Source organism: Microbacterium sp. UCD-TDU, assembly GCF_000340625.1.
GTDB classification, from domain to species: Bacteria; Actinomycetota; Actinomycetes; order Actinomycetales; family Microbacteriaceae; genus Microbacterium; species Microbacterium maritypicum.
In genome coordinates this window covers 62,512-77,725 of sequence record NZ_KB454448.1, presented here as the reverse complement: position 1 = coordinate 77,725, position 15,214 = coordinate 62,512, and the positions used below count along the sequence as shown (strand labels likewise).

Sequence of the window (15,214 nt, the reverse complement as noted above, 5' to 3'; positions counted from 1 at the left end):
GCCTTCATCGGAGGCCCTCATCGGCGCCCTTCATCGGCGCCCTCGCGGCACCACGCGGTCGGTGGCCTGCAAGGGGTCGAACAGCACCCCGAGCCCGCAGCGCATCAGCAGCGCATGCACGCCCAGACAGATCACGATCACGGCCGCCGTCAGCACGATGGGGCCGATGGCTTCGAGCACCGGCGTCGTCCTCCCTCCCGCCGCATCCAGCCCCGCATCGATGAGCGCGAGCGGCATCATGTGCAGCACGTAGATCGGCAGGGTGCGCTGTCCGATCCAGCGCAACGGTCGCGCGATCACTCCCACCCGCCGATCGAGGAGCACGCTGAGCGACACCCCGACCGCCACCGCGATCAGCGCGAGCGCGGGCCACACTCCCGGCAGCAGGCGGATCGCGAGCCCTGCCACGACCGCCAGCGCCGCGACGTACACGGCCGCGAGCGCGAGCGTGCGCCACACCCCGACGCTCTTCGCGAAGCGTTCGACGACCGCACGCAGCCGCAGCCCCACGAGGAAGAAGAACAGATTCTGCACCAGCTGCCATAGGTTGCCGAGATCGGGGATGACTCCGGCCCCGGCGACCGCCGCGACCACGAAGGCGGCCGAAAGCACCACGGCGGTCGGCAGGGCGCGGGTCAGTCGACCGATCGCCAGGTACACGGCGAGCGCGAGCAGATACCAGAGGTTCGTCGGGCTGATGGTCAGCTGCGCGAGCAGCTCCCACCCGTCGGTCGCCCGCGCTGTGTCGAAGTCGGGCGCCAGGGCGAGCACGAACGTCTGGATGAGCACCCAGACGACGTAGAGCAGCGAGAGCCGCGCCGCCCGTCGTCGCCATGAGTGCCCGTCGTCGGCGAGGACGGCCCGTGCGGCGAACATCCCGGAGACCAGGAAGAACAGCGGGATCCGCAACGGCAGCAGCTGGGCGTTCAGCATCGCCCAGACGTCGGTCACGGGACCGGCACCCGCCACATCGATCGCATGCTTGGTCACCACATGCCAGAGCACCACCAGGATGATGCAGATGCCCTTCGCGACATCGGGCCATCCGACGCGAGAGGCGGAAGCCGCCGTCACGACGCCGCGCGCACGAGCCGTGCGACCAGGTCGACGTAGGTCACGCCCGCCGCGGCGAACATCCGCGGAACCTGAGATGCGGCCGTCAGCCCCGGCATCGTGTTGACCTCGTTCAACACCGGGCCGCGATCGGTCAGGAAGAAGTCCATCCGTGCGACACCGTCGCACCCGAGGGCGTCGAACACCGCGATCGCCGCCCGCTTGAGCGCGGCCACCTCGGCCGCATCGAGCTGCGCCGGAACCGTGAACCGCGCGCTGCCGTCGTACTTCGTGGCCGTGTCGAACAGTCCCGTCGCGTGGATCTCGAGGGGCGGGGCCGCCCAGCGGATGCCGCCCTTCTCACGCAGCACCGCCACGTCGATCTCGCGCCCCCGCACGACCTCTTCGACCAGGATCCGGCGGTCGAAGCGCGCGGCCTCGTGCAGCGCGGCGAGCAGATCCTCCTCGCGCGTCACAAGACTCACGCCGTGGCTCGACCCGGCCGACACCGGCTTCACCACGATCTCGCCCTCGAACTCCACGTCGCCGATGTCGTCGGCCGAGACGAGACGACCGCGCGCGGTGCCCAGCCCGACGGCATCCGCCACCAGCTTCGTCGTCCACTTGTCCATGCCGATGGCCCCGGCGCGCAGCCCCGAACCCACCACACGCACTCCGGCGAGCGCGCACAGCGCCGCGAGAGCGCCGTCTTCGCCCAGGGCACCGTGCACCGCGGGGAAGACGACATCGGTCCGTGTGAGCAGCGGAAGCGCCAGCGCCAGCGACTCGGCCGGCGACCCCCCGTTCGGGCGACCGTCGACGCGCCAGATCCCGTCGCGGTCGATGGTCACGCACGTCACCTCGTGATCCCCCATCCGCAGCGCAGCGGCGACCGCGGCGGCAGACGCCAGCGACACCTCGTGCTCGGCGTTCTGCCCGCCGCCGACGACCAGCACCTTCGTCGTCATGCGACGCTCCTGCGCACTCGCGCCCCGATTCCGGTGACGACCGTGTGCGGGATGGTCCCCGCCCACCGCGCCCACTCCTGCACCGAGGGAACGGCTCCTCCGTCGGGTCCGAACACTGTCGCTACCGCACCCCGAGGGAACAGCGCGGCGCCCGTATCGACCACGATCTGATCCATCGACACCCTCCCGACGATCGGATGCCGCGCCCCGCCGATCTCCACCCCCGCGCCGGGCGCAAGCTCGCGCGGAACACCGTCGGCATATCCGACGCCGACGACGGCCAGATGCGTCTCCCGAGCGGTGAGGTGGGTGCCGCCGTAGCCGACGGCCGTCCCCGCCGGCACGAGAGCGCTGTGCACGACGGGCGCCGTCCAGCGCGACGCACCGACCAGCGCGGTCGTCTCCGAGGGGTCGATGCCGACCAGCCCCGCGCCGATCCGCACCATACCGAAGTGCGTGGCGGGGTCGGTCAGGGCGCCGGATGTCGCGGCGAGGTGCACGAGCACAGGGCCCAGACCGGCGCGCAGCATGGCATCGCGTCCCTGCCGCATGCGTAGCACCGCAGCCGCGTTCGCCGTGGGATCGGCCTCGTCCGCTCGCGGCAGGTGACCCATCAGTCCGACGACCTCGACCCTGCCCCGTCCGGAGCGCGCGAGTCGGAACAGCTCGGACCAGTCGTCGAGAGGGCACCCTCCCCGAGCCATGCCGGTGTCGAGATGCAGATGCACGCGCACCGGGTCCGCGGCATCGGCGATCAGCTGGCACAGCTCTTCGACCGAGCCGATCGCGATGTCGATGCGGTGCACGGCAGCGGCTTCGGCATCGACGCCCGACGGGTTCAACCACGACAGGATCGGCACGTCGAGTCCGGCGTCGCGGAGCGCGACCGCCTCGGCGACGTCCGTCACCCCCAGCCAGTCGGCGCCGGCGGCGACCGCGGCTCTCGCGACGGTGACGGCCCCGTGTCCATAGCCGTCGGCCTTCACCACGGCCATGATCGGCACGGCGGTCACGGCTCGCACGCGCCTCAGGTTCTCGGCGACGGCATCGGGCAGGGTACACAGTGTCGGCGCGTGCAGGCGCGAGACGGTCACGGGTTCGGTGGCGAGAAGAGTGGTCATCGCTTCGTCCTCGGGTCGGCGGTCGGGTCGGCGAGCATCTCGGGGCATCCGTCGTCGACGGCCTCCGGGCGCAGCTCGTAGTGCCAGGACTCGTTGGCGTAGATCTGGCAGAGGCCGTAGGGCGAGCCGCGCTGCGCGAGCCAGTCGAGCGCCGACCAGGGGCCGAGGTCGACCGCACCGCCCGTCACGTGCTCCGAGGTCTCGGGGGTGGCCACCCAGCGACGCGCCTCGTTCTCGGATCCGTAGTGGATGATCGCGTCCTGCAGCATCCGCTCCTGGAGTGCGGGCGAGCGCCATCCGCTGTTGACCCGGAAGGTGACGCCGTCGCGCTCCGCATCGGATGCGGCGCGCTGCAGCGCCTCGAGCAGGGCGGGGTCGAGGTTACCGACGGCGACTCTGTCCACCTCGAAGACGGTGGGCTTGTCGTCGTCGCGGATCACCCCGTCGGCCTCGCTCGGGGCGATGACGGAACCGGTGATGTCTCCGGTCGGAACAGGGGTGGACGCGGGCGATGGGTCCGAATGCGTGGCGTCGGCGAAGGCCACGGACAGCGACTGCTGCACCGCGATCGCGAGGATCACGGCGGCGGCGAACGCGATCGCGGTGATGATGACCCTGCGGCGACGGCGCGCTCGGAGCGGAAGAGGGGTGGTGCGGGTGTTCATGCTCCCAGTGAAGAAGAGGGCCGGTTGCCAGGGCGTATGCGCTTTTGCATACGCTGCCGATATGCCGCACTGCGTAGGATCGCAGCCATGCGTGTACTGATCGTCGAGGACGAGCCCTACCTCGCCGAGGCGGTACGCGATGGGCTGCGCCTGGAGGCGATCGCCGCCGACATCGCAGGCGACGGCGACACCGCGCTCGAGCTGCTGAGCGTCAACTCCTACGACCTCGCCGTGCTCGACCGCGATGTTCCCGGCCCGTCCGGCGACGACATCGCCCGGTGGATCGTGGCCTCGGGCAGCGGCATCCCGATCCTGATGCTCACCGCCGCCGACCGGCTCGACGACAAGGCGACCGGCTTCGAGATCGGCGCCGACGACTACCTCACGAAGCCGTTCGAACTGCGCGAGCTCGTGCTGCGCCTGCGCGCCCTCGACCGCCGACGACAGCGCAGCCGTCCGCCCGTGCTGGAGGTCGCGGGGCTCCGCCTCGACCCCTTCCGCCGTGAGGTGTACCGCGACGACCGTTATGTGGCGTTGACCCGCAAGCAGTTCGCCGTGCTGGAGGTGCTGGTCGATGCCGAGGGCGGGGTGGTCAGCGCCGAGGAGCTGCTGGAGCGCGCCTGGGACGAGAACGCCGACCCGTTCACGAACGCCGTGCGCATCACGGTCTCCTCGCTGCGCAAGCGCCTGGGGGAACCATGGCTGATCCTCACCGTGCCGGGTGTCGGATACCGGATCGGGACGGACGCCGATGCGTAGGCGCGCCGGCATGAGCGCCCGCCTGAAGCTCACGCTCAGCTATGCGGCTGTCGTGCTGGTGTCGGGGTTGCTGCTTCTCGCCGCCGTGGGGCTGTATCTGCTGCGCTACGTACCGGACGTGCAGATCCCCTACATCGACTTCCGGGTGCCGAACCGCTCCGACCTGATCCGGGCGTTCGTGCCGGTCGCCTCGGTCGTCATGGTGGTGCTGCTCGCCCTCGGACTCGGCGGCGGCTGGTTGCTCGCCGGTCGAATGCTGGCGCCTCTCGAGCGCATCGGCGACGCGGCGCGGCTGGCGGCGCAGGGGTCGCTCTCGCACCGGATCGCCCTCCCCGGCCCCCGCGACGAGTTCCGCGACCTCGCCGACGTCTTCGACTCGATGCTCGAGCAGCTCGAGGCCCACGTCGCCGAACAGCAGCGGTTCGCCGCCAATGCCTCGCACGAGCTGCGCACCCCTCTCGCGATCTCGCAGACGCTGCTCGAGGTCGCCCGCGATGATCCCCGGCGCGACGTCGATGCGCTGATCGCCCGCCTGCAGGAGGTCAACGCCCGCGCGATCGACCTCACCGAAGCGCTGCTGCTGCTCAGCCGCGCGGACCGTCGCGCATTCACCCGCGAGATCGTGGATCTGTCGCTCCTCGCGGAAGGAGCGGTCGAGGCGCTGGTGCCGCTCGCCGACCGTCGCGGCGTCGCCGTGGAGGTGGGCGGTGTCCCGGCCCCGGTGCTCGGCTCCTCCACGCTGCTGCCGCAGCTGGTCACGAACCTCGTGCTCAACGCGATCGTGCACAACCTACCGTCGGGTGGGGCCGTCGCCGTGCGGACGCACTCGATGCCCCACGCCGTCGCACTGGTCGTGGAGAACACCGGCGAGCTGCTGCCGGCGCACCGCGTGGCGACGCTCGTCGAGCCCTTCCAGCGCGGTGCCGAGCGCACCCGCAGCGACGACCATGCCGGGGCGGGACTCGGTCTCGCGATCGTCGACCGCATCACGCACGCCCACGGGGGCACGCTGGTGCTCACCCCGCGGACGGGCGGCGGCCTGATTGTGACGGTGTGGCTACCGCATCCGTACCCGGTCGAGCCTTCCGCCTGACCAGGCTGCCGTCCCCGTGACCGTCCCGGTCACCGCGGGCTCACCAGGGGCTGGGCTCGTAGTCCTTCAGGAACACGCCGTGGATGTCTTCGCCGGCCTCGCCGCGCACGATCGGGTCGTACACGCGGGCGGCGCCGTCGACGAGGTCGAGCGGGGCGTGGAAGCCCTCTTCCGCCAGCCGCACCTTCGTGTAGTGCGGACGCTCGTCGGTGATCCACCCGGTGTCGACGGCGGTCATCAGGATGCCGTCCTTCTCGAGCATCTCGCCCGCACTGGTGCGCGTGAGCATGTTGAGCGCGGCCTTGGCCATGTTCGTGTGCGGGTGGCCTGGCCCCTTGTAGCGGCGGGAGAACTGCCCCTCCATGGCCGAGACGTTCACCACGTACTTGCGGTGCGAATCCGAGGCGGCCATCGACGCGCGCAGACGGCTGATGAGCAGGAACGGTGCGGTGGTGTTGGCGAGCTGCACCTCGAGCATCTCGAGCGGATCGACCTGCTCGATCGACTGCACCCAGCTGTTCACGCGGTTCACGTCGGGCACGAGGCCGCCGGCGTCGATCGCGGTGCCGTCGGCGTGCTTCTCCAGCGACGAGGATCCGGGGGCCATCGCGAGGCGTGCGAGGTCTTCGGCCGTGAGCGCCTGGCCGCCCTGCTCGGCGACCGTGCCGCCGAGGGCCGCGACCGAGAGCAGCGGATGCGCGTCGACGGATGCCTGCAGCGCCTGCGGGTGCGGATCGGCCGTGTGACCGAAGGTCTCCATCTCGGGCAGCGGTCCGTCGGGAAGCGGCTGCAGCTCGGCATCCGCCAGCAGCGAGTACGCGCCCGGCGAGCGGCGCACGGTCTGCGCGGCGTTGTTGATGAGGATGTCGAGCGGACCCTGGGCTGCGACCGAGTCGGCGAGGCCGATCACCTGGGCGGGATCGCGCAGGTCGATGCCGACGACGCGCAGACGGTGCAGCCAGTCCGCCGAATCGGGCAGAGCCGAGAAGCGGCGGACGGCGTCGCGCGGGAATCGGGTCGTGATCGTGGTGTGCGCCCCGTCGCGGAGCAGCCGCAGCGCGATGTGCATGCCGATCTTGGCGCGGCCACCCGTGAGCAGGGCGCGCTTGCCGGTGAGGTCGGTGCGGGCGTTGCGCTTGCCGTGGCTGAAGCGGGCGCAGTCCGGGCAGAGCTGGTGGTAGAACGCATCCACCTGCGTGTAGGGCTGCTTGCAGATGTAGCAGTTGCGGGGCTTGAGCAGCTCGCCCGCGATCGGGGCGTCGACCACGCTCGTGGCGAGGTCGTTGCCACGGGTCTCATCGTCGATGCGGTCGGGCGCTCCGGTGGCGGTGCGGGCGACCACGGCCCTGTCGGCCTCGGCGATCGCATCGCGGATCTCCTTGCGACGCACCCGCTTGACGGCCTTGAACATCGCCGCGGTCGCATGGCGCACGGCGACGAAGTCCGGATGCTCGTTGTCGATCTGGTGCAGCTCGGCGAGTACGCGAAGCGTCGTGGCGAGATCGTCGGGGTCGACGCCCGGTCCGAGGTCGGGTGCAGCGTCGGAGGGGGCGTCGGTCATTGTGCTGATTTTACGCGAGTGTCCTGGGGGTACGCCCGCCCCCGCCCGCGGGGCACATGAGCCTGGCACATGAGCCGGACGTCGAGAGCCCGCGCACTCGACGGAGTGCGCGGGCGCGCCGCAGCTACGCGATCCCGCCGCCGTCCACGACCAGCGCCGACCCCGTGACGTACGAGGAGTCGTCGCTCGCGAGCCAGACCACGGCCTGCGCGACCTCGCTCGGCTCGCCCATGCGACGCAGCGGACGGTCGGCGGCTTCGGCGAGGAAGGCGTCGGTGTCCTGCGCGAGCTGACGCGCCTCGTCGCGCAGCATCCCGGTGTTCACGTCGCCGGGGTTGACCGAGTTCACCCGGATGCCGGCAGGGCCGTGGTCGATCGCGAGCGCACGCGTCATGTTCACGACCGCCCCCTTCGAGGCACAGTACGAGAGGGCCTGGCCGCCGCCCTTGAGGCCCCAGCCCGATCCGGTGTTGATGATCGAGCCTCCGCCCGCCGCCTCCATGATCGGCACGACGTGCTTGCACATCAGGAAGATCGAGCGCACGTTCACGCCGAACACGCGATCCCACTCCTCGACGGTCGTCTCGACCGCGGTCGTGCGACGGATGATCCCCGCGTTGTTGAAGACGACGTTCACTCCGCCGAGCTCCTGGAGAGAAGTGGCGATGACCCGTTCGATGTCGGGCTCGCTCGCCACGTCGGCCGCGATCGCGATGGCGGTGCCGCCCGCGGCACGGATCTCCTCCGCGACGGCTTCGGCCGCCTCCGCGTTCAGATCGACGACGGCGACGGCCGCGCCCTCGGCGGCGAGCGCGAGCGAGGTGGCACGACCGATGCCGCCGGCACCGCCGGTGACGATGGCCTTCTTGTTCTCGAGACGCATGGGGTGTCCTTTCGGGTTCGTTCAGAAGATGTCAGACGCAGTCAGGGGGTCAGTTCGGGGGCGCTCACGGCGTACAGGCTGCTGGTACCCGCGCCGGTGACGATACGCACGTGTCCGGCGAGTCTCGCATCCAGTTCCGGGTCGCCGGTGTCGACGAGGAGCGGGCGGCCGTGCAGGTCGATGAGCTTCTGCTCGGGGGCGACGACGAGGAGCGGGTCGTCGCCGAGAGCACGCAGGACGGCAGCCGAGAGCTGCTGGTTGCCGCGCCCGAGCAGGAATCCCTGGCCGCCGATCACGGTGACCACGGCCTGAGCGGGGCCCTGGTCGATCGCGGCGAGGAGTTCCTGCTCGCTCGCGCCGCAGACGACGACCGTGCCGTCGAGCACGACATCCACTCCGAGCGGGGATCCCTCAACTCCCAGCTGCCGGGCGATCTCGGCGGTCGTGCCGCCGGGACCGAGCAGATAGCGGATGCCCGGGAGCATGCGGGCCACGGCGCCGCGGGCCGCCGCCTCGACCGCCGCCGCCTCGGTCACGGGTGTCGGCGCCTTACGCGCCTGGGTGCGGCCGCTCCGGTACGGCACCCGCAGCATGCCGTAGAGCGTGGGGTCGACGCGGGCGCGCCGCATCGCGGCCTCGTCGATGTCGAGTACCTCGCGCTCGTCGGTGGGAAGCCCTCCCAGGTCGATCCAGTCCGCGGCGATCGCCCCCGCCGCCCGCGGGCTGACCGCGAACACGGGCGAGTACATCTTCACGCCGGCCGGCACCCCGAGCACGGCGGGCATCCGCGTATCGGCGTGTCTCCCGACATCCGTTCCGGCTCCCGACGGGTTCTCGGCCACGTCGAGCCCCGCGACCGCATCCCGCAGTGTCCCGTCACCGCCGACCACGAGGATCAGGTCGACGCCGTCCGCGGCGAGCGCCGCCACCGCACGCGAGGTGTCCCCCGCCTCCGTCTCGCTCCGCTCGACACCGAGCGCGGGAGCCACGACACGTGGAACCAGACCGGCCGCGCGCACGGCGTCGGCGCCCATGGCTCCTGCGGCGGTCGCCACCACGAGCCCGGGATGCCGTTCGGCGAGCGTCGTCAGGGCGAGGACCGCCCGCTCCTGGACGCGCGAACGGGCGCCGCGCGCGAGGGCGAGGCGCTGCACGTCCGCGCCGTCGGAGCCGGCGAGGCCCGCAGGCCCGCCGACTCCGGCGACAGGGTTGACGACGAGGCCGATCACGACGCGACAGACTCCGCGGGGAAGTACTTCCGCTGGTACGCGCGCCACGTGATCGCCCACCGGTCGGGGTCGTCCAGATCGTCGTGGTGCGTGTGGTGCACGGTCTGATTGTGCGGGGCGGTGCGCACCACCTCGGGGGTCTCCCGCGCCTCTCGCGCCACTTCGGCCAGGGTGGCCGCGTACTCGTCGAGCTCGGCCATCGAGTACGACTCGGTCGGTTCGAGCGTGAAGGGCTGCGGCACCACGTAGGGGTGGTGGCTGGTCCAGTAGTGCATGCCGAAGTCGGTCATGCGCACGCCGATCTCCTCGGACGAGATGCCGGTCTCCTGGTACAGCTCCTCCCACGAATAGCGCACCTGCTCGATGCGACGGCGGCCGGTGGCGTACGGGGCCGACGCTCCGGGAATCCCGAGAACGCGAGCCATCAGGTAGTTGTTGTTCAGCACGGCGGTCTCGGCGGCGGCCAGCAGCCCCTCGGCTCCGAGCGCCATGATCCACGAGTAGGCCTTCACGAGGGCGGGGATGACGCCGAAGAACGGCCCGACCGCACCGATCGAGAGCTCGCCGCCCTCGGCGACGGCGAAGGTCCCGTCATCGTCACGCACCACCCGCGGCCCCGGCAGGAAGGGCGCCAGCGCCGCACTCACGGCGTTCGCACCCGATCCGGGTCCGCCGCTGCCGTGCGGGGTGCCGAAGGTCTTGTGCAGGTTGAAGTGGCACACGTCGAAGCCGGCGTCGCGGGCGCGCGTGACCCCGAGGATGCCGTTCGCGTTGGCCTGGTCGTACGAGGCGAGGGCCCCCACCGCGTGCGCGGCATCCACCCACTCCCGGATCGCCGGGTTGTAGATGCCGGTGTCCTCGGGGTTGGTGACCATGATCGCCGCGGTACGGGGCGACAGTGCCGCCTTCAGCGCGTCGAGCGAGGGGTAGCCCTCGGCGTCGGGATACACGGTGATGACCTCGTAGCCCGCGGCCTTCGCGGCGGCCGCGTTCGAGGGGTGGCTGAAGATCGTGGTGATGACCTCGCGGCGCTGCTCACCCTCGCCGTTGGCCTCGTGGAAGGCGCGGATCATGGCGATGTTCGCCCAGATCGCGGCCGATCCGCCCTGCGTGTGCAGCGAGACCTCGTCCATGCCGGAGATCTCGGCGAGCATCCGCTCCAGCTGCCAGACGATCTCGAGCACACCCTGTGCGTCGGCCGGGTCCTGGTGCGGGTGCATCGCGGTGAGCTGCGGGGTGTTCGCGAGCTGGTCGTTGATCTTCGGCGCGTACTTCATGGTGCAGGTGCCCTGCCCGATGTCGACGTTGAAGTCGGCGCCGAGGTTCTCCTGCGACAGACGCAGATAGTGCTTGAGCACGCGCATCTGCCCCATCTCGGGCAGCTTCGGCTTCGACGCACGGCGCAGGGAGGCGGGGAGCGCGGCGACCACGTCGCCCACCGCCTCGCGCACGCCGGGCTCGACCTGCGAGACCAGCACGCCGCGCTCGCCGGGCGTGGTCAGCTCGAAGATGATCGGCTCGTCCCAGCGAGCCTGCTGGAAGCGGCGCAGCGCCGGCTTCGGGGCGACGGGGAGGCTCATCGGTTCTGCTCCTTCGCGAAGAGATCGGAGGCCGTGACCTCGGCGAGTGCGCCCGCCAGAGTGTCGATGTCGGCCTGGGAGGTGAGTTCGGTGACGCAGACGAGCAGGCGGTGCTCGTCCACGACCACTCCGGGTTCGATGCCCTTGGTGCGCAGCGCGGTGACGACCGCCTCCGCCGTGACGTCGGCGAAGGTCACCGTGAACTCCCGCAGATGAACGGCATCGTCGTCGAGCGCGACACCGGGCACCGCGGCGAGCGCCTGCTGCGCGTACCGGGTGCGGGCGAGGAGCACCTCGCCGAGCTCGGCCATGCCGGTGGGCCCCATGAGCGCGAGGTAGACCCCGGCGGCGATGCCCCAGAGGGCTGCGGCCGTGCCGACCCACTCCTTCCCGTCCTCGCGATGGGCGAACGAGGTGCGGTCGTAGGCCACGTCGCCGAAGCCGTACTCGCCGGGCACATCGGTGGTGGCGAGCCCGAACAGCCGCGACGGCATCTCCATCACGAAGGTCGGGTCGTCGTGCACGGCGATGAAGCCGCCGTGGGCGCCGCCGAACCACTGGTGCAGGCCGAGGGACTGGATGTCACCGGTGACGATGTCGGCTCCGGCCACCGTGGGAGGGGTGAGCACCCCGTAGCCGATCGGGTCGGTGCCGACGACGACCACGGCGCCCGCCGCGTGCGCGGCCTCCGCGATCTCCGACAGCGCGGCCTCGACCGCTCCCGTGGCGCTGGGCGTCTCGACCCAGACCGCGGCCACGTCATCGCCCAGTGCCGCACGGACGGCGGCCACGTCGGCCGTGCCGCCGACGGTCGACACGTGATCGAGCGTGAGGTGCGCGCGCACGTAGTCGTGCACCTTCGCGAGCTTCGCGGGGAGCACGTCGCTGACGACCAGCACCCGGCCGCGGCCGGTGAGGCGCCCCGACATCGTCAGGCCCGTCGCCGTGGCCTGGTAGCCGTCGTAGGTCGGCACGTTCACGACGTCCATCTCGAGCAGCTCGGCCATCAGCGACTGGTACTGGAACAGCGCCTGGAACCGGCCGTGGTCCTCATAGGGCTCACCGGCGTAGGCGGTCAGGAACTCGCTGCGCCCGATGACCTCGTCGACGACCGCCGGCACATAGTGGTTGTAGGTGCCCGCGCCGAGGAAGCTCAGCCGCTCCGCGGTCGAACGGTTCTTGGCGAGCAGCCCCTGCACGTGGCGGGCGAGGTCCTGCTCGGCCACGAACGGGGCCGGAAGGTCGAGCGGACGGCTCAGCCGCAGCGATGCCGGGATGTCGGCGTAGAACTCGTCGACCGACGCGGCACCGACGGCTGCGAGCATCGCCGCTCGAGACTCCGGGGCGGTGTTGGGGATGTACGGATGCACGAACGGGGCGGTCATGCGTCCTCCTTCTCATCGTTGTTGCTCAGGGACGTGTCACGCGAAGACACGATCGGGGTGGCGAAGGGGATGGATGCGGCGCGGGGCGCGGCGAGGACGGCGACTCCGTAGCGGTCGAGCTCGAGCCGGTCCGCGTGCCGGATGCCGGTGAGCAGGTCGACACCCGGGGTCGGGATCTCGAACGCGACAGGGGAGCGCCCGTGGTTCAGATAGAAGGTGTAGTCGGTGGTGGCGTCGGCGCGCGTGACGACCTCGACCTCGACGTCGGTGTGCGCGCGGGCGGGAACGCCGGCAGTGCGCAGCACATCATGGAAGACCGGGAGCAGGCCCTCAGAGTCGAACATCGCGCTGACGTACCAGGCCGAGCCCGCCCCCGCCGTGCGACGGGTCACCGCGGGCAGGCCGTCGAGCTCGCCGCTCGCATAGGTGCCGCGCACCTCCACGTCGTCGTCGGCCTCGAGCCACTCGCTCCACGACGGCACGGTCAGGGTGTCGCCCGCGTAGTCGATGCTCTCGGTCAGACCGTCGGCGATCGGCCACTGCTCGTCGACCTCGATGCCCAGCAGGTCGCGCAGCGGTCCCGGCGCTCCGCCGTCGTGCACCTTCTCGGTGGCGTCGACCACACCGGAGAACGGTCCGACCACGAGGTGCCCTCCGCGCTCGACGAAGGCCCGCAGCGCATCGGCCTGCGGCTGCTCCACGATGTAGAGGTTCGGCACCACGACCACGTCGTACGCGTCGAAGGGACCGGTCGCTCTGACGGCGTCCACCGGCTGGCCGAGCGTGTACAGCGCCCGGTGCCAGGCTCGGGCCTGCTGCGCCCACTGCAGACGCTGCGAGGGCAGCGACTCGACGGCGCTGGTGCCCCACCACGAGTCCCAGTCCACCACCAGCGCCACGCGCGAGCGCACCCGGGTGCCGCGCACGGGTTCGAGCTTCTTCAGCTCGTTGCCCAGCGCCTTGGTCTCCCGGAAGCTGCGCGAGCGCTCTCCGCGATGACCGAGCATCGAGGAGTGGAACTTCTCCTGGCCGTACTTGGCCTGACGCCACTGGAAGAACATCACGGCGTCAGAGCCGTGCGCGACCGCCTGCAGGCTCTCGATGCGGATCTTGCCCGGCGCCTTGGGCACGTTCACGTCGCGCCAGCTGGTCGCACTGGCCGAGGATTCCAGCAGCAACCACGGCTGCCCGCCCTTGAGCGAACGCATGAGGCCGTAGTTGAGGGCCGCGCCGACATGCGAGGTCGGGTCGGCGGGCTCGGGGTAGGCGTCATCGGTCACGACGTCTTCGACAGCGGCGAAGTCCCAGTAGTCCAGGTCGCGGAACATGCTCATGAAGTTCGTGGTCACCGCTATGTCAGGTGTGACCTCGCGCAGCACGTCGATCTCGACCTGGAAGAGCTCCAGCAGGGCGTCGGACGAGAAGCGCTCGAAGTCGAGCAGCTTGGTGGGGTTGACCGGCCCCGGCGCCTTCTTCGGCGTCTCGATGTGCTCCCACGACGTGTAGCGCTGACCCCACACGTTCACGCCCCACGCCTCGTTCAGTCCGTCGAGGTCGCCGTAGCGGTCCTGCAGCCAGCGACGGAAGTGCCGTGCCGACTCGGGGCACCAGCAGCGCGAGGTGTGATCGCCGTACTCGTTGGAGATGTGCCACATGGCGAGACCGGGATGCTCTCCGTACCGTTCTGCCATCGCCCGGGTCATCCGCGCGACGTTCTCCCGCCAGATCGGCGACGACGGGCAGTAGGTCTGACGGGATCCGAACTCCAGGCGGTGACCGTCGGCATCCCACGGCGCCATCTCGGGATGAGCGCGCAGCAGCCACGACGGCGGGGTCGCGGTGGCTGTGGCGAGGTCGATCGCGATGCCCGCCTCCCAGAGCAGGTCGATGATGCGGTCGAGCCACGCCCAGTCGTAGACGCCGGGCTCCGGTTCCAGCTGGGGCCAGCTGAAGATCGGCAGGCTCACCATGTTCACGCCGGCTTCGCGCATCAGACGGATGTCTTCGTGCCAGGTCTCTTCCGACCACTGGTCGGGGTTGTAGTCGCCACCGTAGGCGAGGGCATCGAGGCGGACGCGTCGGGTGGGCTGGTCGCCATCGGGTGCGGGCACGAAGTCTCCTCTCTGAGTCGTCACCGGCCGATCCGGCGGTGCACTGGTGCGAATCCCGGATCAGCTGTATTCTGTATACAACACACTAGGACGTCGTCCTAAGCCCGTCAACCCATAGGCTGACGGGCAGGCGGCAGAAGAGGGGACGCATGGCGATCGAACGCAAGAACCTGCGCTCGCAGGTTCGGCAGGAGCTGCTGAACCGCATGCGCGCCGGACTCGTGCAGCCCGGCGAGGGCATCAACGAGGTCCAGCTCGCCACCGAACTCGGCGTGAGCCGCACGCCCCTGCGTGAGGCGCTCATCGCCCTCGAGTCGGAGGGGCAGATCGAGAGCGAGAACGGCAAGGGCTTCCGGTTCGTGCCGCTCAGCGCCTCCGAGTTCCGCGATCTGGCCCCCGTCCTGGCGGCGCTCGAGAGCCTCGCGATCGAGCTCAGCCCGCCCGACGAGCTGCGTCGCATCGGCGGACGGCTCAAGGAGATGGCCGACGCCTTCGCCGATGAGCTCGTGGAGCATCAGCTCGTCATCAGCAAGGACGACGAGTGGCACAGCGTGATGCTGTCGGCCTGCCCGAACGCCCGGCTCCTGGCCGTGATCGACAACGTGCGCAGCTCGTTCCACCGCTACGAGTCGCTGCTCGTGCCCGAAGACGTCAAGGTCGAACGCGTCGCCGCCGAGCACGTCGAGATCGCCCGCCACCTCGCCGACGGCGACATCCCGGGCGCCGTCGAGGCGCTCAAGCTCAACTGGATGCACGGCATGCAGCGCATCCTCGACAACGCCACGAGCTCGTACTTCACGGCGTAG

The 15,214-nt window shown here is 70.7% G+C and carries 13 protein-coding genes; 3 read left to right on the top strand and 10 right to left on the bottom strand.

Annotated features, from left to right (window positions below):
• Window positions 1–30: 30 nt before the first annotated feature.
• Genes D514_RS0119715 through D514_RS35740 form a run of 4 tightly spaced genes read right to left on the bottom strand, consistent with a single transcriptional unit; the run spans window position 31 to window position 3,807 of the window.
• The gene (locus tag D514_RS0119715) at window positions 31–1,074 is read right to left on the bottom strand and encodes an acyltransferase family protein (RefSeq protein ID WP_017831209.1); all 1,044 of its coding nucleotides are present in this window, start codon (window positions 1,072–1,074) and stop codon (window positions 31–33) included.
• Window positions 1,071–2,021 (bottom strand): D-alanine--D-alanine ligase, encoded by a 951-nt coding sequence (locus D514_RS0119710; protein WP_017831208.1) that lies wholly within the window; start codon window positions 2,019–2,021, stop codon window positions 1,071–1,073. Before D514_RS0119710 ends, D514_RS0119715 begins: the two co-directional genes overlap by 4 nt.
• Window positions 2,018–3,142 (bottom strand): alanine racemase, encoded by a 1,125-nt coding sequence (gene alr / locus D514_RS35745; RefSeq protein ID WP_017831207.1) that lies wholly within the window; start codon window positions 3,140–3,142, stop codon window positions 2,018–2,020. Before alr ends, D514_RS0119710 begins: the two co-directional genes overlap by 4 nt.
• Window positions 3,139–3,807, bottom strand: coding sequence for a M15 family metallopeptidase (locus tag D514_RS35740; protein ID WP_017831206.1), 669 nt, complete (start codon window positions 3,805–3,807; stop codon window positions 3,139–3,141). The genes alr and D514_RS35740 overlap by 4 nt, the downstream gene beginning before the upstream one ends.
• A gap of 87 nt (window positions 3,808–3,894) precedes the next feature.
• Here D514_RS35740 and D514_RS35735 point away from each other — a divergent pair, with 87 nt between their 5' ends.
• Window positions 3,895–4,566 carry a response regulator transcription factor gene (locus D514_RS35735; protein ID WP_017831205.1) on the top strand — a complete coding sequence of 224 codons (672 nt, stop codon included), beginning with the start codon at window positions 3,895–3,897 and terminating at the stop codon, window positions 4,564–4,566.
• Window positions 4,567–4,576: 10 nt separating this feature from the next.
• The gene (locus D514_RS35730) at window positions 4,577–5,659 is read left to right on the top strand and encodes a HAMP domain-containing sensor histidine kinase (RefSeq protein ID WP_017831204.1); all 1,083 of its coding nucleotides are present in this window, start codon (window positions 4,577–4,579) and stop codon (window positions 5,657–5,659) included.
• Window positions 5,660–5,699: 40 nt separating this feature from the next.
• Here the strand turns inward: D514_RS35730 and D514_RS35725 are convergent, their stop codons facing one another.
• The 6 genes from D514_RS35725 to D514_RS35700 all read right to left on the bottom strand — a co-directional run bounded on the left by D514_RS35725 (window position 5,700) and on the right by D514_RS35700 (window position 14,408).
• Entirely contained in the window at window positions 5,700–7,220 is a 1,521-nt protein-coding gene (locus D514_RS35725) for an SDR family NAD(P)-dependent oxidoreductase (protein ID WP_017831203.1), read from the bottom strand.
• A 124-nt stretch (window positions 7,221–7,344) separates the two neighbouring features.
• Window positions 7,345–8,103, bottom strand: a complete 759-nt coding sequence (locus tag D514_RS35720; RefSeq protein WP_017831202.1) for an SDR family NAD(P)-dependent oxidoreductase — start codon at window positions 8,101–8,103, stop codon at window positions 7,345–7,347.
• A 41-nt stretch (window positions 8,104–8,144) separates the two neighbouring features.
• Window positions 8,145–9,332, bottom strand: a complete 1,188-nt coding sequence (locus D514_RS35715) for an ATP-NAD kinase family protein (RefSeq protein ID WP_017831201.1) — start codon at window positions 9,330–9,332, stop codon at window positions 8,145–8,147.
• Window positions 9,329–10,912: an aminomethyl-transferring glycine dehydrogenase subunit GcvPB gene (gene gcvPB / locus D514_RS35710; protein ID WP_017831200.1), complete on the bottom strand. Its 1,584-nt coding sequence runs from the start codon at window positions 10,910–10,912 to the stop codon at window positions 9,329–9,331. Before gcvPB ends, D514_RS35715 begins: the two co-directional genes overlap by 4 nt.
• Complete coding sequence (gene gcvPA, locus D514_RS35705; protein WP_017831199.1) at window positions 10,909–12,297, bottom strand: aminomethyl-transferring glycine dehydrogenase subunit GcvPA; 1,389 nt, start codon at window positions 12,295–12,297, stop codon at window positions 10,909–10,911. The genes gcvPB and gcvPA overlap by 4 nt, the downstream gene beginning before the upstream one ends.
• Window positions 12,294–14,408 (bottom strand): beta-galactosidase, encoded by a 2,115-nt coding sequence (locus D514_RS35700; RefSeq protein ID WP_017831198.1) that lies wholly within the window; start codon window positions 14,406–14,408, stop codon window positions 12,294–12,296. Before D514_RS35700 ends, gcvPA begins: the two co-directional genes overlap by 4 nt.
• Window positions 14,409–14,557: 149 nt before the next feature.
• Between D514_RS35700 and D514_RS35695 the strand changes: the two genes are divergently transcribed.
• Window positions 14,558–15,214, top strand: a complete 657-nt coding sequence (locus tag D514_RS35695) for a GntR family transcriptional regulator (RefSeq protein ID WP_017831197.1) — start codon at window positions 14,558–14,560, stop codon at window positions 15,212–15,214.